The sequence below is a fragment of the Microbacterium maritypicum MF109 genome, from assembly GCF_000455825.1.
Classification (GTDB): domain Bacteria; phylum Actinomycetota; class Actinomycetes; order Actinomycetales; family Microbacteriaceae; genus Microbacterium; species Microbacterium maritypicum_A.
Genome location: NZ_ATAO01000228.1, coordinates 97,757 through 114,092, shown reverse-complemented (window position 1 = coordinate 114,092; position 16,336 = coordinate 97,757). Strand labels below are relative to the sequence as shown.

The window sequence follows — 16,336 nt, the reverse complement described above, 5'->3', positions numbered from 1 at the left end:
GTATACCGGGCGAGGTTGCAACCCGTTGCATCCATTCGGGCGAATGCGCTTGCTTACCCGCGGTCCTCGCGAGGGAGGTAGCCCGCCAAGAACAGATCGACGGCTCTGGCCACCGGTGGCTCACCTGTCTCCACACCCAAGAGGCCGGCGTTCAAAGGTGCGCCCACGACCAGCCAAGTGAACTCGCTCGCGAGTGCGTCGGCGTCGTCGACGGTCAGACCGTGCGCGTCGGAGAGATCGATCATCGCGTCTGCGAGATTGCGTATATTCGCGTCCCAGCTCTGCGCCAGGTAGTCCCTCGCGACCTCCGGATGCGCGGCCGCCTCGGCGATGACCAGTCGACGCATCGCCACCACCGGCGCGCTCAGCATCCCGGCCCGCATCGTCTCGCCGAGTGCGACGAGCCCCTCCCTCAGGTCGGGATGCGCCCTCACCGCTTCGAGAGCCGGTCTCATGGCATCACGGCCGGCGAGCGCCCAATGCCGGACGACGGCGGCATACAGCGCCGACTTCGACGCATGCTCCCGATAGAGGGACGCCTTCGAGATGCGGGCGCGCTTGGCGACCTCGTCCATCGATGCCCCCGCGTATCCGAACTCGAGGAAGACATCACGGGCGGTATCGAGCAGCGCTTCGCCCGTGCGACCGGCCGGACGTCCAGGCGTTCGAGTCATCGCGGTCATGTCGTTCAGTTTAGTACTTGACAGTTTCCCCTGTTGGGCATACTTTGAGTACCAACAAGTACTAAAGGAGGCCGACATGATCGTTCCGGCAATCGTCCTCGCCACGGTGGCATCGTTCATCGCGAGCGCTCTGCTCTACGCCGTGCCCCCGGTCTCCGCGCTCATCTCTCGGACGAGCACTCCTCGACCCGGCCTCCCCGCCGCCGCACAGATGGCATCGGTGGTCCTGCGCAGCCTCATCGTCTCCTGCCTCGTGGCCGGGCTGATGATCGCAGCCGGCTGGCACGGCGCCGGTTCCGGGTCGCTCCTCGGACTGGCGCTGTGCACACTCCCTCTCGTCCTGCTCATGGGCGGCGTCGTGCACGAGAACACCGCGCTGCCGGCAGCGGGCGTGCACCTGCTCGACTGGATCCTCAAGCTCGTCATCATCGGAGCGATCGTCGGATCGTTCGTCTGACCGAAAGGAGAGGCACATGAGCAGCCCCCTCGACATCACATTCACGGCCACCCTCGGAAAGGTTCGCGAAGGCGACACCTGGACCTGCGTGCAGCTGGACGACTCCGCGACCATCTTCGGCACACGAGGACTCGTCAAGGTCGCGGGCACCATCGACGGCGAGCCCTTCCGCGGCGCCTTCATGGCGCTCGGCGACGGCACCCACAAGCTCCCGGTCGCCGCCCCCATCCGCACGCGCATCGGAAAGGGCGACGGCGACGAGGTGACCGTGCATCTCACCGAGCGCCTCAACGGCTGAAGCACGCCCTCAGCGGGCCGACCAGCCGCCGTCGATCGTGTAGCTGGCCCCGGTGACCATCCCCGCGGAGTCACCGGCGAGCCACAGCGCGAGCGAGGCGACCTCGCTCGGCTCGACGAGCCTCTTGATGGCGGACTCGATGAGCATCACGGTCGCGAGGACCTCTTCCTCGGGGATCCCGTGCACGCGGGCCTGATCGGCGATCTGCTTCTCGACGAGGGGCGTGCGCACGTAGCCCGGGTCGATGCAGTTGCTCGTCACACCTCGGGGCCCGCCCTCCAGCGCCGTCACCTTCGACAGCCCCTCCAAGCCGTGCTTCGCTGCGACGTACGCCGCTTTGTAGGCGGAGGCGCGCAAGCCGTGCACGCTCGACACGTTGATCACCCGTCCGAAGCCCCGGTCGTACATTCCGGGGAGGGCGGCCCGGATGAGCAGGAACGGCGCCTCGAGCATGAGCCGCAGGATGAAGGAGAACCGCTCCGGCGCGAAGTCCTCGATCGGGCTCACGTGCTGCACTCCCGCATTGTTGACGAGGATGTCGACGTCGATGCGGGCATCGGCCAGCGCCCCGAGGTCGGAGAGGTCAACGTGCCACGCCTCTCCGCCGATCTCCGCCGCGAGCGCCTCCGCGGACGCACGGTCGACATCGGCGACCGTGACCCGGGCGCCCGCCGAAGCGAGCTCACGGGCGCAGGCCGCCCCGATCCCGCTCGCCCCACCCGTGACGAGCGCCCTGCGTCCATGCAGATCGGTCATGTCGTACTCCTTCGCATGTCAGGCCGCGGCCGCACGGGCGGCATCGGCGTCATCGATGGCCTGCAGCGAGATGCCCTTCGTCTCGCGCAACGACACCACGGCGATGGCGGTCACGACGCAGGCGATGACGATGTAGATCGCGATCGGCAACCAGGATCCGAAGTCGCGCAGCCACTGGATCGCGAGGATCGGGGCGAGCGAGCCGGCGAGGATCGCGGTGACCTGGGAGCCGAGGGAGACGCCCGAGTACCGCATCCGCGTGGGGAACAGTTCCGCCATCACCGCCGGCTGCGGGGCGTACATGAAGGCGTGGAAGCAGAGCCCGATGGTCACGGCCAGCACGATGAGGACCGGGTTGAGGGTGTCGAACATCGGGAAGGCGAAGAACGCCCAGGTCGCGCTGAGGATCGCGCCGGTGAGGTAGACGGGCTTACGCCCCCACCGGTCGGCGAGACGCCCCAGCTGCGGGATGATCGCGAAGTGCACGACGTGCGCGATGAGCAACGCGAGCAGCAACTGACTCGTGTCGTATTCGTGCACCGTCTTCAGGTAGACGATCGTGAAGCTGACGACGATGTAGTAGACGATGTTCTCGGCGAAGCGGATGCCCATCGCCTGCAGGATGCCCTTCGGATAGCGGCGCAGCACCTCGACGACACCGTACGACGTGGCCTTCTCCGCCTCGACCTGCGCCTTGGCCTCGAGGAAGATCGGCGCCTCTTCGACGTGACGGCGGATGTAGAAGCCGACCAGCACGATCACCGCCGACAACCAGAAGGCGATGCGCCAGCCCCATTCGAGGAAGGCGGCCGAGCTCATCACCCATGAGCTCACGAGCAGCACGAGGGTGGCGAGCAGGTTGCCCACGGGCACGGCGGCCTGCGGCCAGCTCGACCAGAACGAACGCGAGCGGTCGGGGCTCTGCTCGGCGACCAGCAGCACGGCGCCGCCCCACTCCCCGCCCACGGCGAAGCCCTGGAGGAAGCGCAGCGCCACCAGCAGGGCGGGCGCCCAGTAGCCGATGCTCTGGAACCCGGGGAGGCACCCCATCAGGAACGTCGCTGCGCCGACGATGATGATCGTCGCCTGCAGGGTGGGCTTGCGGCCGAACCGGTCGCCGATCTGCCCGAAGACGATGCCGCCGAGCGGACGCGCGATGAATCCGATCGCGTAGGTGACGAAGGCCGCGATGATCCCGTCGAGGGGAGAACCGGTTGCGGGGAAGAAGTAGGTGCCGAACACCAGGCTGGCCGCGGTGGCGTAGAGGAAGAACTCGTACCACTCCACGACCGTGCCGGCCATGGAGGCCGCGACGACCCGCTTCAGCTTCGAGTTCGGGGCGGAGGGGGCGGTGGGGGCCGCGCTCACTGAGGATGTCATGTCTGTCTCCTTCGGGTGTCGCCGGTGACACCCGCGTCCCAGTGTCGAGCACGGCGGTCTCTGCAACAACGCCCAGTGCTGCACATCGACTGTGCATAATTGCAGAATGGATGCTGTCAAGCGGCCTCGCGCCGACGACCTTCTCGTGCTCCTCGCGGTCGCGCGCACCGGACGTTACACGAGTGCCGCCGCGCATCTGGGACTCGATCACACGACTGTCGCCCGCCGTATCGCCGCCCTCGAGGACGTGCTCGGCGGGCGCGTGGTCGCACAGTCGGCGACGGGGTGGGAGTTGACCGACCTCGGCCGGTCCGCCGCAGAGACGGGAGGCCGGATCGAAGCGGCGCTGTCGCAGCTCGACGGCGGCACCGAACCGCCGGATCCGATCTCCGGCGTCGTCCGCATGTCGGCGACAGACGGATTCAGCGCCTACATCGCGGCCCCCGCGGTCGCCGCGCTGCGCAGGGACCATCCGCGACTCACGGTCGAGATCGTCGCGGCGACCCGGCGCGCCGCCGAGCATCGCGCCGGTCTCGATCTCGAGGTCGTGGTGGGGGTGCCGCAGACGCGTCGTGCGCACGCCGTGAAGCTCGGCACCTACACGCTGGGAATGTACGCGTCCCGCGACTACCTCGATCGGGTCGGAACGCCGAGCACCGCTGCCGAGTTGGAGCAGCACCAGCTGGTGTACTTCGTCGATTCGATGCTGCAGGTCGATGCCCTCGACCTGCCTCGCCGACTCGTGCCGCGCATGCAGGACGGCCTGACCTCCACCAACGTCTTCGTGCATGTCGAGGCCACGCGAGCAGGCGCCGGCATCGGCCTCCTCCCCTGTTTCGCGGCAGACCGCCACCACGACCTCGTGCGGCTGCTGCCCTCGGTGTTCGCCGAGAAGCTCCCCTACTACCTGGTCGCTCGTCCCGAGTCGCTGCGCCTGCCCGCCGTCTCCGCTCTGGCCGCAGCTCTGCGCGCGCAGACGCGCGCGTCGAGAACGATGCTCGACGGCGCGAGCGACTGAGCACCGCCCTGTGTGACCCCGGGTGACGAACCCGACCCCGCCCCCTTCTGCATGCAAGAGAATTGAAAGCGATGTCTGAACGAGAAGAACACACCCACTGGCAGACCGAGCGCCGCGCCGCCGTCACGTCGCCGACCGGCAACCTCGCCCTGGTCGAGACCCGCTGGACCGGTGAGCGCCCCGATGTCGAGGCAGAACAGCGCGCCGCGGCCGGCACAGTGACCGTGACGCCGATCGAGCGCACGAACATCGAGACGGGTCAGGCGGAGCACGGGCTGCGCGTCTGGGATGCCGACGCCCCCGCCATCCGCGCCTTCGACCGCATCGACACCTATGATTACGACCCGGCGTGGGTGCTCGAGGGACACTTCACCCCGGTCTCCGGTGATCGACGCGTGTCGTTCGAGCACATCCGCGACAACGGCGGCACCCGTGATCTGGTCGTCCCGGGCGACATCCGCCTCGAGCTCGACGGCCAGGAGTACACCCTCGCCGCGTTCGACGACGGCGGCACGCTGTTGCTCGTGTTCGGCGACGAGACGAACGGCTCGGAGACCTACGGATCCGGTCGCTTCCTGTTCGTGCAGCTGCGCGACGACGAGGGCTCCGTCGTCCTCGACTTCAACCGCGCCTTCGTGCCGCCGTGCGGATTCAGCGCCCAGTACAACTGCCCGCTGCCGCCGGCATCCAACCGCTTCCCCCTGCCTATCCGAGCAGGCGAGAAGAACGTCGTGTTCCGCGACGGCTTCGACATCTACGCGGCGTGACGCCGCACTCGCTCACCCTGGAGTACTCATGAGAAGAACCCGCATCCTCGGCGCGCTCGGCGCCGTCGCCACGCTCGCCCTCGTGGCCGGCTGCGCGTCGGGCACGAGCAACGACGCCACCGCGAGTGAAGACGCCACGATCCTCATCGGGTCGCTGTACGAGCCCACCAACCTCAGCAACACGCAGGGCGGCGGCCAGGGTGTGACCGAGGCGCTGACCGGCAACGTCTACGAGGGCCTGTACCGGCTCACGGACGACGGCGAGGTCGAACCGCTCCTCGCCGAAGACGCCGAGGTGTCCGACGACGGCCTGACCTACACGATCACGCTGCGCGACGACGTGACCTTCCACTCGGGCGACCCGCTCACCTCCGCCGACGTGAAGTCGAGCATCGAGGCCGTCACCGCCGAAGACTCCGTGTCCGCCCGCAAGTCGAGCTTCAAGACCATCGCCGACATCGCCACCCCCGATGACAAGACGGTCGTGTTCACGCTGTCGGAGCGCTCGATCTCGTTCCTGTACAACCTCAGCTACGTCTGGATCGTGAACGACGAGGCCGGCGACATCACGTCGTCCGAAGACGGCACCGGCCCGTACACGCTGGACGAGTGGAAGAAGGGCTCGACCCTCACCCTCCAGCGCTGGGACGACTACTGGGGCGAGCCTGCCAAGAACGGCGAGGTCGTCTACACGTACTTCACCGACGCGACGGCGGAGAACAACGCACTCCTCACGGGTGAGATCGACGTCATCACCAGTGTGCAGAACCCCGACTCGCTCACGCAGTTCGACTCCGACGACTACGTCGTGAGCGAGGGCACCTCGACCACGAAGGAGCTGCTCGCCTTCAACGACCGCGTCGCCCCCTTCGACAACCCGCTCGTGCGCAAGGCGGTCTATTCCGCGATCGACACGAAGAAGCTCCTCGAGTCGATCTGGGGCGACTACGGCACGCTGATCGGGTCGATGGTGCCGCCGACCGACCCCTGGTATGAGGACCTCACCTCCGTGAATCCCTACGACGTCGAGCTCTCGAAGGATCTGCTCGCGCAGGCCGGCTACGCCGACGGCTTCACGTTCACGCTCGACACCCCGAGCTACGACCCGCACCCCGCCGTGGCGGAGTTCCTGCAGTCGCAGCTCGCCCAGGTCGGCATCACGGTCGAGATCAACACGATCAGCGCCGACGAGTGGTACACGAAGGTGTTCAAGGAGCAGGACTTCGAGGCCACTCTGCAGGAGCACGTGAACGACCGCGACGTGGTCTGGTACGGCAACCCCGACTTCTACTGGGGCTACAACGACACCGACGTGCAGCAGTGGGTCGCCCAGGCCGAGCAGGCCGCAACGACCGACGAGCAGACGGCCCTGCTGAAGCAGGTCAACGAGAAGATCGCCGCGGATGCCGCGAGCGTATGGTTGTACCTGTACCCGCAGATCGTGGTCGCCTCCAGCGATCTCAGCGGGTACCCGGTCAACGGCCTGAACTCGCAGTTCTTCGCCTACGACATCGTCAAGTCCTGACGTTCGTGGGGGATGCCGCGCGTCGGCATCCCCCACGTCATCCTGAGAAGCCATGCTCGCCTACCTCCTGCGCCGCCTCGCGTTCCTCGCGGTATCGCTCGTCGTCGCGATGGTCGCGATCTTCGTTCTGCTGCGCCTGCTTCCCGGCGACCCGGCCAACGCCCTGCTCTCGGTGAACGCCACCCCGGAGCAGATCGATGCCGCGCGCGCTCAGGTCGGCTCCGACCAGCCGCTGCTGCAGCAGTTCACGACGTGGGCGAGCCAGGTACTCCGCTTCGATCTGGGTGAATCATTCCTGAGCTCGCGCCCCGTCGGGCCCGACATCGCCGACCGTCTCGCCGTGACGCTCCCGCTCACCCTCATCGCCTTCACGATCGCGCTGCTCGTCTCCCTCGTCATCGGCATCACCGCCGCCGTGAAATCCGACCGCTGGTACGGCATCGCCCTCTCGGGCTTCGCGCAGCTCGGTGTCGCGGTCCCCGTGTTCTGGGTCGGCGTGGTGCTCGTCTGGGTGTTCGCGCTCGGCCTCGGTGCTCTGCCGTCCGGCGGATTCCCCCGCAAGGACTGGGAAGATCCGGCGGATGCACTGCGCTCGCTCGCGCTGCCCATCCTCACCATCGTGATCGTCATGAGCGCCTCCCTGAGCCGCTACGTGCGCTCGGCGACGCTCGACGTGCTCGGCAGCGACTATCTGCGCACCGCCCGCGCCGGTGGTTCCGGCATGGGTGAGGCTCTGCTCCGGCATGGGGTGCGCAACGGCGCGGTGCCCGTCGTCGCGGTGCTCGGCATCGAACTGTCGACGACGCTTCTCGGCGCGGTGGTCGTCGAGAGCGTCTTCACGCTTCCGGGACTCGGCAGCCTGCTGCTGTCGGCCATCGAGCAGCATGACTTCCAGGTCATCCAGGGCGTCCTCGTCGTCAGCACCCTGTTCGTGCTGCTGGTCGGGTTCGCCGCCGACATCGTGCAGCGCCTGATCGACCCGCGCCTGCGCACGAGCGTCTCGGGGAACCGATGAGCCGCGTCGCCGAACAGCTGATCACCGCGTCCGTGCCCGTGCGCCGGCGGCCGAAGGCGACCCTGCTGATCGGGATCGTCCTCACCGGCATCATCGTGCTGATCGCCCTGGTCTCCCTGTTCTGGCTCCCCTATCCGCTGGCCGACACCAGCGGCGGCCGTCTCGAGGGGCCCAGCGCCCTGCACCTGCTCGGCACCGACCGACTCGGACGCGACCTGTTCTCGCAGCTGATGTGGGGCGCACGTATCGCCCTCATCGTCGGCACCTGCGCCGTCGCGATCGCGGCGATCCTCGGCACCGTCGTCGGGCTTCTCGCCGCATTCGCGCGCCCCTGGGTCGACGACACCCTCTCCGCCGGACTGGATGTCGTGATCGCGTTCCCCGTCCTCCTGCTCGCGATGCTGGTCGTCGCCGTACAGGGAGCGTCGCTGTGGTCGGCGGTGCTCGCGATCGGACTCGCGATGTCGGCGGTCGTCGCCCGCCTCACGCGCATCCTCGCGCGTCGCGTGCTGCAGGAGCAGTACATCACCGCCGCGCGCACGAGCGGCACCGGCGTGCTCGGCATCGTGTTCCAGCACGTGCTTCCGAACATCGCCCCTACCCTCGCCGTGAGCCTGGCGCTGCAGTTCGGCGCAGCCGTGCTGGCCGAGGCGAGCCTGTCGTACCTCGGGTTGGGGGCACCGCCGCCCAACGCCTCCTGGGGGCGGATGCTGCAGGAGGCGCAGGGCACCGTGCTCACCGCCCCCGTCGGCGCCATCGCTCCCGGTGTCGCGATCATCGCGCTCGTGCTCGGCGTGAACTTCCTCGCCGACGGTCTGCGTGACCTGGCCGACCCGACCCGCAGGAGGAGCCGATGAGCATCCTCGACGTCTCCGGCCTCACGGTCCGCTCCGGCGCGGGCACCCTCGTGCGCGATGTCGCCTTCTCCCTCGCGCCCGGTGAGCGCCTGGGCCTGATCGGTGAGTCCGGCTCGGGCAAATCACTGACCTCCCTGGCCGTGACCGGGCTGCTGCCGGATGCCCTCAGCGCGTCGGGCTCGGTGCTGCTCGACGGCCACCAGGTGATCGACGCCCGCGACGCCGACCTCCGCCCGCTGCGCGGACCCGTCGCGCAGATCGTGTTCCAGGAGCCCCTCACCGCGCTCGACCCGCTGATGAAGGTCGGCCGCCAGATCGCCGAACCGCTGCGCCGCCATCTCGGGCTGCGCGGGGCAGAGCTGAAGAGCGCCGTCGCCGCGGCCCTCGACGAGGTCTCCCTGTCCGACGCCCGCATCGCACGCGCCTACCCGCATGAGCTCTCGGGTGGCCAGCGTCAGCGGGTGGCGATCGCCGTCGCCCTCGCGGCTCGCCCGCAACTGCTCATCGCCGACGAACCGACGACTGCACTGGACGTGACCGTGCAGGACGGGGTGCTCGCGCTGATGGAACGCCTGGTCGACGAACGAGGCATGGCGCTGCTGTTCATCAGCCACGATCTGGCCGTCGTCTCGCGCATGGTCGATCGCATCGTCGTGCTGCGCGACGGACTCGTGGTCGAAGCAGGCACGGTCGCGCAGGTGCTGCAGGAGCCCTCCGAGCCGTACACGAGGATGCTGGTCGACAGCGCCCGTGCACTCGACGCCTTCCTCGACGCCGGGGAGGTCGGCGCATGAGCCTGCTCGAACTGCGTGGTGCCGGCTTCGCCTACGGGTCCCGCCGCGTGCTCGACGACGTGTCGCTGCGCATCGACGAAGGCGACTCCCTCGGCCTGGTCGGCGAATCGGGTGCGGGCAAGTCGACGATCCTGCGACTGCTGCTCGGACTCGCCGCCCCGCGCGATGGACAGGTGCTGTTCGAGGATGCCCCGCTCGCACTGCGCGACCGGGCGCAGATGCGTCGCTTCCGCGCGAGCGTGCAGCCGGTGTTCCAGGACCCGTACTCGTCTCTCGACCCGCGCCAACGCATCGACCGGATCATCGGCGAACCGCTCCGTTCGCTGGGTCTGGCATCCGGCGCCGATGCACAACGCCGCATCGCCGAGGCGCTCGACTCCGTCGGACTTCCCGCCGATACCGCGCGCCGCTATCCGCACGAGTTCTCCGGTGGGCAGCGCCAGCGCATCGCGATCGCGCGCGCCGTGGTCTCACGCCCCCGGGTGCTGCTCGCCGACGAACCCGTCAGCGCCCTCGACGTGACGACGCGCGTGCAGGTGCTCGAGCTGCTCGACCGGCTGCGCCGCGAGAACGGCCTGTCGCTCGTGATGGTGTCGCACGACCTGACCGCGATCGCCTCGGCCTGTGATCGCACGCTCGTGCTGCAGAACGGCCGCGTGGTCGAGCAGGGGGCCACCCCGGCCGTGCTGCACAAACCGCAGGACCCGTACACGCGGGCTCTGGTCGATGCCGTGCCGCGGCTGCCGCGCTGAGCACCGGGCGGGGTCAGGCGAAGTCCCGCCACGTCTCGCGAAGAGCGGCGACGGAACCATCCAATTCGGACGCCGACAGGTACACAGGCCCCTCCGCGATATCCACATTCCGAAGCGGGTCATCGTCTCGATGCTGCGGGAACACATGGCAGTGCAGGTGCGGTGCGCGATGCCCCATCACGAGGTAGTCGATCTTTCGGGGCGTGAACGCCGCGCCGACCGCCTTCCCCGCGCGCTGCACGTCGTGCCAGAAAGCATTGAGCTGGAGCGCATCGAGCCGATCGAGGTCGGTGACGTGTTCACGAAGAATCACCACGGAATAACCGGCGTGAGCTTGATTTCGCACGAGACGAAAGTACGTGGCCTCGGTGGAACCCACCAGGATGCTGTGTTCGTTCTCCTCCAGGTGAGCGTCGCCGCACATGCCACACCGCGCGGGATCGATGAGCTCCGACCACTGCTCGTCCGTCCACCACATCGGCTCATCGTAACCAGAAGCCTCCGTCGCGCCGTTCACACCGCTCGCGTCGACAAGCCGAAGTACTCCAGCTCCGCATCGTTCAGCATCCGGGACCGGATCAGGAATCGCATCCCGGTCGGGCCTTCGACCGAGAAACCCGCACCGCGCCCCGGCACCACGTCGATGGTCAGGTGCGTGTACTTCCAGTACTCGAACTGCGACTCCGACATGAACACCTCCACCGTCTGCGGCAGCCCGACGTCGAGGGCACCGAGCAGCACGTCGCCCGGCCCCGTGATGAACATCCCGATCGGATAGCACATGGGTGAAGAGCCGTCGCAGCAGCCGCCGGACTGGTGGAACATGAGCGGCCCGTGCTGTGCGGTCAGCTCACGCACGAGTGCGGCCGCCGCCTCCGTCACGTCCACGCGCTGATAGGTGCCGATGCTGACCATGACTGCCGCCTTCCGGGGAGGGAGCCGGGCGGACGCTGAGGGAGCAGCGCCCGCCCGGGGATCGAGCTCAGAAGAAGCCCATCGGCCCTTCCGCGTACGAGACGAGGAGGTTCTTCGTCTGCTGGTAGTGGTCGAGCATCATCTTGTGGTTCTCGCGCCCGACGCCCGACTGCTTGTACCCGCCGAACGCCGCATGCGCCGGGTACTGGTGATACGTGTTCGTCCAGACGCGTCCGGCCTCGATCGCTCGTCCTGCACGATAAGCCGTGTCCCCGCTGCGGCTCCACACGCCGGCACCCAGTCCGTAGAGGGTGTCGTTCGCGATCGAGATCGCGTCGTCGAAGCCGTCGAACGAGGTGACCGACAGCACCGGCCCGAAGATCTCCTCCTGGAAGATGCGCATGTCATTGGTGCCCTCGAACACGGTCGGTGCGACGTAGAAGCCCTCGCTCAGATCGCCGCCGAGATCGACCCGCTCGCCACCGGTGAGCAGTCGCGCACCGCCCTGCTTGCCGATGTCGATGTAGCTGAGGATCTTCTCGAGCTGATCGTTCGACGACTGCGCGCCGATCATCGTCGCCGGATCCAACGGATTGCCCTGCACGACCTTCGCGACCCGTTCCAGCCCGTCGGCGAGGAAGCCGTCGTAGATCGACCGCTGGATGAGTGCGCGCGAGGGGCAGGTGCAGACCTCGCCCTGATTCAGCGCGAACATCGTGAAGCCCTCGAGCGCCTTGTCGTAGAACGGATCGCTGGTCGAACGCGCGACGTCTTCGAAGAACACGTTGGGGCTCTTGCCTCCGAGTTCCAGCGTCACCGGGATCAGGTTCTGCGAGGCGTACTGCATGATGAGGCGACCGGTCGTGGTCTCGCCCGTGAAGGCGACCTTGCGGATGCGCTTGTGCTGCGCGAGCGGAGCGCCCGCCTCGATACCGAACCCGTTCACGATGTTCACGACGCCGGCCGGCAGCAGGTCGCCGATGATCTCGAACAGGAACAACAGGGATGCCGGTGTCTGCTCGGCGGGCTTGATCACGACGCAGTTGCCCGCGGCGAGCGCGGGCGCCAGCTTCCAGACCGCCATCAGGATCGGGAAATTCCAGGGGATGATCTGCCCGACCACACCCAGCGGTTCATGGAAGTGGTACGCGACGGTGTTCTCGTCGAGCTGGCTGATGCCGCCTTCCTGCGCCCGCAGGACGCCGGCGAAGTAGCGGAAGTGGTCGACGGCGAGCGGGATGTCGGCGGCGAGGGTCTCGCGCACCGGCTTGCCGTTCTCCCAGGTCTCGGCGACCGCGATCTCCTCGAGGTGCTGTTCGATCCGGTCGGCGATCTTGTTGAGGATCACGGATCGCTCGGCAGGACTGGTCTTGCCCCAGGTCGCGAACGCCTGCCACGCGACCTCGACGGCCCGGTCGATGTCTTCGCTCGTGCCGCGACCGACCTCGGTGAAGACCTTGCCGTTCACGGGGCTGACGTTCTCGAAATACTGGCCCTTCACGGGCTCGACGAACTCGCCGCCGATGTAGTGGCCGTAGCGCGGCCGGTAGTTCGCGAGGGCGCCCGGCTGGCCCGGGGCCGCGTAGGCGAGGGACACGTCTTCTTCGACGATGCTCATGGGGTCTCCTTCGACGGGGCCGCGCGTCGGTGCAGCGGCTCTTCTCCGAAGGTAGGTCGCCCGGGGTTGCGCCCCGATGCGCAACGTTGCGCCCGGTTGCAGGCCGCGGTCAGGCCTCGAGGCGCTCGATCCTCGCGACGAGCCCTGCGCGCTTCGGCGACCGGGCGGGGAGCATCTCCAGCGCGAGACGGAGTGCCTCGGCATCTCCCTGCCCCTCGGGGATCTCTGCGTAGGAGAGCAGCACGTCGAGACTCGCCTCGGACAGCATCGCTTCGCGGAGCGCTCCCCTCACCGACTCCCGGAACTCCTCGACGCCGGGCGAGGTCGACTCGGGGAGCACCGGACCCCGATAGGCGGTGAGCGCCACCCGGTGCGCGCCGCGATCGAGCAGTGACAGCACGTCATGTGCGTCGGTATCGAGGGCGACGGGAAGGCGGTACGGGCGCGACTCGGGCACCAGATCGGGGGCCGTGCGCTCGAGCACCTTGCGCAGGCGAACCATCTCCGGGCGGAGCGTGTCGGGCGAGACGCCCGGGCCGTAGACGAGCTCGCAGAGGCGCTCGGCCGAGAGACCCTGGCGGTGCACGGCCAGCATCAGCAGGATCGCCGCGTGGCGTGCGCTGAGCTCGATCATGGACTCGTCGTGTGCGGACTCGGTCTCCAGGCGGGCTCGATCCCGGCCGAGCACATGCAGCGTCGCGCGCGCGGTCGCCGGCATGCGTCCCTTCGTCACGCTGGTTCGCGGCCGGGACTCCTCGCTCCGTCGGCGCAGACGAGCCACCATCAACTCCGACTCGACCGCGCGGGCCGTCGCATCGACCAGCAGTCGCGCCTGCAGCGAGACCACCTCGGGGCCTCCGGTGATGTCGATGACTCCGAGCACACGCTGCGTCTCGGGGTCGCGGACGGGTGCAGCCGTGCATGACCACGGATGCACGAGGCGGTTGTAGTGCTCCGCGCCGCGGATCTGCACCGACTGGCCGAGGGCGAGCGCGGTTCCGGGGGCGCTCGTGCCGACGGCATCCTCCGACCAGTTCGCACCGGCGACGAAGCCCATGCCGTCGGTGAGCGAGCGCAGCTGATCATCCCCCTCGATCCAGAGCAGGCGTCCGGCCTGGTCGCCGACGGCGATGATCACTCCGGTGTCCTCCGCCTCGCCGGGCAGCAGCAGCGCACGGATCATGTCCATCACCGAGGCGAGAGGGTGGGCGAGGCGGTAGGCCTCGAGCTCGTCGCTGACCAGTTCGAGCGGAGGAGCGCCTTCGGGTCCGACCCGACCGCGCCACGACCTCTCCCACGACTCGCGGACGAGGGGGCGCACCTCTTGCAGGCGCCGGTCGTCGAGATTGCCGGCGAGCAGCTCTTCGTGCGCACGCTCGATGAGCAGTCGCGATGTCGGGGGGAGGGACTCGCGGGATACCTGCCACGGCGCAGACACAGCGGTCTCCGATCGTCGAGAGCGTGCGTTGCCTCAGTGTACGAGCAGCGCGGCCCCGAGGGAACACCTCACCGCGTCAACGGAGGAGGCCGGCGACGAGGTCGTCGATCACCTCGTCCGTCGAGGTGTCCGGATCGATCGGCGTGGTGAGCCGGTCGAGCAGCAGTCCGTCGATCGCGTAGTGGAAAAGCGCGATCTCGCGCCGTCCGCCCGGGAGCCCTGCCGAGGTGTTGAAGGCGATGTCGCCGTCGAAGCCGGCACGTTGCCAGGCGCCCAGCACGGCGGCGACCTCGGGGCGTCGGCCGCCTTCGAGTCGCAGCTCGAACAGGGCGAGCGTCACGTCTCGATCCTCGGTCAGCCTTCGCACGATGTCGCGGATGTAGTCGGCGAACAGCGCGGGGCCGGGTGGCACGTTCGCGCGGCGCTCGAGATCCTCGGTCGTAGGAGCGAGACGCTCTCCGATTCGCTCGACGAGTCCCTCGATCAGGGCGTTCCGACTGCGGAAGTAGTTCGATGTGGTGCCGGTCGGAACCCGCGCGGCGACGTCGACCGCGCGGTGCGTGAGACCTCTCGACCCTTCCCGTGCGAGCACCGTGAGTCCCGCATCCGCGATCGCCCGCCGCCGGGAGTCGTTCTTGACCATGGGAAGAAGACTAGCGCAATCACTACGCCTGTTGTACTGTAACTGCGACAAGTGTAGTGATTGGAGCATCATGCGAGAACTCGTGTACTACGCCGCCGTCACCCTCGACGGCTACATCGCCGGCCCGAACGGCGAGTTCGACGCGTTCCTCGTCGAGGGCGACCACATGGACGGCATCAATCGGCGCTTCGCCGACACCCTCCCGACCGCCGCGGCCGCAGCGCTCGGGATCGCACAGAACCTCGACGTCTTCGACACGGTGCTGATGGGGTGGAACACCTACGCCGTCGGCGGGGTCTCCAGCCCCTACCGTCACCTGCGACAGATCGTCTTCAGTCGTTCGAAGACGGCCGAGGGCGAGAGCCTCGTCGTCACGGCCGAGGATCCGATCGACGTCGTGCGGCGACTGAAACAGGAAGATGGCGCCGCCATCTGGCTCTGCGGCGGGGGCGCCCTGGCGGCGACACTCGCCGACGAGATCGACCGACTCGTCCTCAAACGACAGCCCTTGCTGTTCGGCTCGGGCATTCCCCTGTTCGGTGAGCGCCCGTATCGCCCCGAGAGGTTCGACGCCGTGCAGACGGTCGCCTACGAAAGCGGCGTGGTGTTCACCGAGCTGGAGCGTCGGCGCGAGGGGTGATGCGAGAGAGATCTTCCTGCTAGCATTCTGCTGTCAGGAGGCGGGATATGGCGACCGTGACCATCCGGAATCTCAGCGACGATGTCGTCGACGCGCTGAAGGAGCGTGCCCGACAGAACTCCCGCTCGATGGAGGCCGAGGTGCGCGACGTGCTCACGCGATTGGCGAAGAACAGCGCGAGCGGGCTCGAAGCCGACCTGGCGCAGCGGATGGCCCGTCCGCGCCGGTGGTCGGTCCCATCAAGCGAGATCATGGCGAGGGTGGAAGCGAACCCGTCGACCCCGGAACAAGACAGGATGCGTCGGGAATGGGCGGCGGAGCTGGAGGCGGACAGGCCGAATCCCTTCTTCCTCGAACCGCTCCGGGACCCGTGGGAGAGTCGTGATTCTTCTTGACACGAACGTGCTGATCCAGCTCGACAGCGTGCAGTTGCCCCCGGACGACGTGGCTCTGAGCGCCATCGTCTACGCCGAACTTCAGCTCGGAGTCGAGCGTGCGACGGATCCGGTTCTTCGCCGCAGCCGCCGCAACGAACTGATGCGCCTCTCCTCACTCCTCGAAGCCGACTGGCTCCCGTTCGATCGGGCAGCCGCGGAGGGATACGCCCGCCTTGCGTCGGAGGTGATCCTGACCCGTCCCGCACATGCCCGGAGCAAGGACCTCATGCTGGCCGGGCACGCCTACGCACTCGGCGCCGCCCTCCTCACCTTCAACCCGAAGGACTTCGAGCTCGTGTCCGGCGACGTCGAGATCATCGTCCCCGAACTGCGCTGAGACAGG

General features: G+C 68.1%; 20 protein-coding genes. 12 read left to right on the top strand and 8 right to left on the bottom strand.

Translation table 11 applies throughout. The features are described 5' to 3' along the window. Positions 1 to 53: 53 nt before the first annotated feature. The gene (locus L687_RS39815; RefSeq protein ID WP_021201435.1) at positions 54 to 683 is read right to left on the bottom strand and encodes a TetR/AcrR family transcriptional regulator; all 630 of its coding nucleotides are present in this window, start codon (positions 681 to 683) and stop codon (positions 54 to 56) included. Between the two features lie 76 nt (positions 684 to 759). On the opposite strand from L687_RS39815, the gene L687_RS39810 reads away from it, so the two are divergent. Then, positions 760 to 1,140, top strand: a complete 381-nt coding sequence (locus L687_RS39810) for a DUF1761 domain-containing protein (protein WP_021201434.1) — start codon at positions 760 to 762, stop codon at positions 1,138 to 1,140. Positions 1,141 to 1,156: 16 nt separating this feature from the next. Continuing rightward, entirely contained in the window at positions 1,157 to 1,438 is a 282-nt protein-coding gene (locus L687_RS39805; RefSeq protein WP_021201433.1) for a DUF1905 domain-containing protein, read from the top strand. A gap of 9 nt (positions 1,439 to 1,447) precedes the next feature. Here L687_RS39805 and L687_RS39800 read toward each other — a convergent pair whose 3' ends face one another. Both L687_RS39800 and L687_RS39795 read right to left on the bottom strand, forming a co-directional pair. After that, positions 1,448 to 2,194 carry a 3-hydroxybutyrate dehydrogenase gene (locus L687_RS39800; protein WP_021201432.1) on the bottom strand — a complete coding sequence of 249 codons (747 nt, stop codon included), beginning with the start codon at positions 2,192 to 2,194 and terminating at the stop codon, positions 1,448 to 1,450. A gap of 18 nt (positions 2,195 to 2,212) precedes the next feature. After that, positions 2,213 to 3,574 carry an MFS transporter gene (locus L687_RS39795; RefSeq protein ID WP_036271975.1) on the bottom strand — a complete coding sequence of 454 codons (1,362 nt, stop codon included), beginning with the start codon at positions 3,572 to 3,574 and terminating at the stop codon, positions 2,213 to 2,215. A gap of 106 nt (positions 3,575 to 3,680) precedes the next feature. Between L687_RS39795 and L687_RS39790 the strand changes: the two genes are divergently transcribed. The 7 genes from L687_RS39790 (at position 3,681) to L687_RS39760 (ending at position 10,302) form a co-directional block, all read left to right on the top strand. Then, entirely contained in the window at positions 3,681 to 4,592 is a 912-nt protein-coding gene (locus L687_RS39790; RefSeq protein WP_021201429.1) for a LysR family transcriptional regulator, read from the top strand. A 71-nt stretch (positions 4,593 to 4,663) separates the two neighbouring features. Then, entirely contained in the window at positions 4,664 to 5,359 is a 696-nt protein-coding gene (locus L687_RS39785) for a DUF1684 domain-containing protein (protein ID WP_021201428.1), read from the top strand. Between the two features lie 28 nt (positions 5,360 to 5,387). Next, positions 5,388 to 6,884, top strand: a complete 1,497-nt coding sequence (locus tag L687_RS39780; RefSeq protein ID WP_021201427.1) for an ABC transporter substrate-binding protein — start codon at positions 5,388 to 5,390, stop codon at positions 6,882 to 6,884. Positions 6,885 to 6,936: 52 nt separating this feature from the next. Beyond that, a complete protein-coding gene (locus L687_RS39775; protein WP_021201426.1) occupies positions 6,937 to 7,899 on the top strand; it encodes an ABC transporter permease in 963 nt (320 codons plus the stop codon). Then, positions 7,896 to 8,756: an ABC transporter permease gene (locus tag L687_RS39770; protein WP_021201425.1), complete on the top strand. Its 861-nt coding sequence runs from the start codon at positions 7,896 to 7,898 to the stop codon at positions 8,754 to 8,756. The genes L687_RS39775 and L687_RS39770 overlap by 4 nt, the downstream gene beginning before the upstream one ends. Then, positions 8,753 to 9,550 (top strand): ABC transporter ATP-binding protein, encoded by a 798-nt coding sequence (locus L687_RS39765; RefSeq protein ID WP_021201424.1) that lies wholly within the window; start codon positions 8,753 to 8,755, stop codon positions 9,548 to 9,550. The genes L687_RS39770 and L687_RS39765 overlap by 4 nt, the downstream gene beginning before the upstream one ends. Next, positions 9,547 to 10,302 carry an ABC transporter ATP-binding protein gene (locus tag L687_RS39760; RefSeq protein WP_021201423.1) on the top strand — a complete coding sequence of 252 codons (756 nt, stop codon included), beginning with the start codon at positions 9,547 to 9,549 and terminating at the stop codon, positions 10,300 to 10,302. Before L687_RS39765 ends, L687_RS39760 begins: the two co-directional genes overlap by 4 nt. 13 nt (positions 10,303 to 10,315) lie before the next feature. On the opposite strand, the gene L687_RS42015 is transcribed toward L687_RS39760, so the two are convergent. The 5 genes from L687_RS42015 to L687_RS39735 form a co-directional block, all read right to left on the bottom strand. Beyond that, positions 10,316 to 10,819 carry an HIT family protein gene (locus tag L687_RS42015; protein ID WP_152525983.1) on the bottom strand — a complete coding sequence of 168 codons (504 nt, stop codon included), beginning with the start codon at positions 10,817 to 10,819 and terminating at the stop codon, positions 10,316 to 10,318. Continuing rightward, positions 10,816 to 11,217 (bottom strand): DUF779 domain-containing protein, encoded by a 402-nt coding sequence (locus L687_RS39750; protein ID WP_021201421.1) that lies wholly within the window; start codon positions 11,215 to 11,217, stop codon positions 10,816 to 10,818. Before L687_RS39750 ends, L687_RS42015 begins: the two co-directional genes overlap by 4 nt. Positions 11,218 to 11,284: 67 nt before the next feature. Next, positions 11,285 to 12,835: an acetaldehyde dehydrogenase ExaC gene (gene exaC, locus L687_RS39745; RefSeq protein ID WP_021201420.1), complete on the bottom strand. Its 1,551-nt coding sequence runs from the start codon at positions 12,833 to 12,835 to the stop codon at positions 11,285 to 11,287. A gap of 109 nt (positions 12,836 to 12,944) precedes the next feature. After that, on the bottom strand, positions 12,945 to 14,273 hold the full coding sequence (locus tag L687_RS39740; protein WP_021201419.1) for a GAF domain-containing protein: 1,329 nt from the start codon (positions 14,271 to 14,273) through the stop codon (positions 12,945 to 12,947). A gap of 76 nt (positions 14,274 to 14,349) precedes the next feature. Further along, positions 14,350 to 14,916 carry a TetR/AcrR family transcriptional regulator gene (locus L687_RS39735; protein ID WP_021201418.1) on the bottom strand — a complete coding sequence of 189 codons (567 nt, stop codon included), beginning with the start codon at positions 14,914 to 14,916 and terminating at the stop codon, positions 14,350 to 14,352. A 70-nt stretch (positions 14,917 to 14,986) separates the two neighbouring features. Between L687_RS39735 and L687_RS39730 the strand changes: the two genes are divergently transcribed. From L687_RS39730 to L687_RS42935, 3 genes are read left to right on the top strand one after another with little or no spacing between them, the layout of a single operon-like run. Further along, on the top strand, positions 14,987 to 15,556 hold the full coding sequence (locus tag L687_RS39730; RefSeq protein ID WP_021201417.1) for a dihydrofolate reductase family protein: 570 nt from the start codon (positions 14,987 to 14,989) through the stop codon (positions 15,554 to 15,556). A gap of 47 nt (positions 15,557 to 15,603) precedes the next feature. Next, entirely contained in the window at positions 15,604 to 15,951 is a 348-nt protein-coding gene (locus L687_RS42940) for a FitA-like ribbon-helix-helix domain-containing protein (protein WP_021201416.1), read from the top strand. After that, positions 15,938 to 16,330: a PIN domain-containing protein gene (locus L687_RS42935; RefSeq protein WP_046399039.1), complete on the top strand. Its 393-nt coding sequence runs from the start codon at positions 15,938 to 15,940 to the stop codon at positions 16,328 to 16,330. Before L687_RS42940 ends, L687_RS42935 begins: the two co-directional genes overlap by 14 nt. Positions 16,331 to 16,336 lie beyond the last annotated feature (6 nt).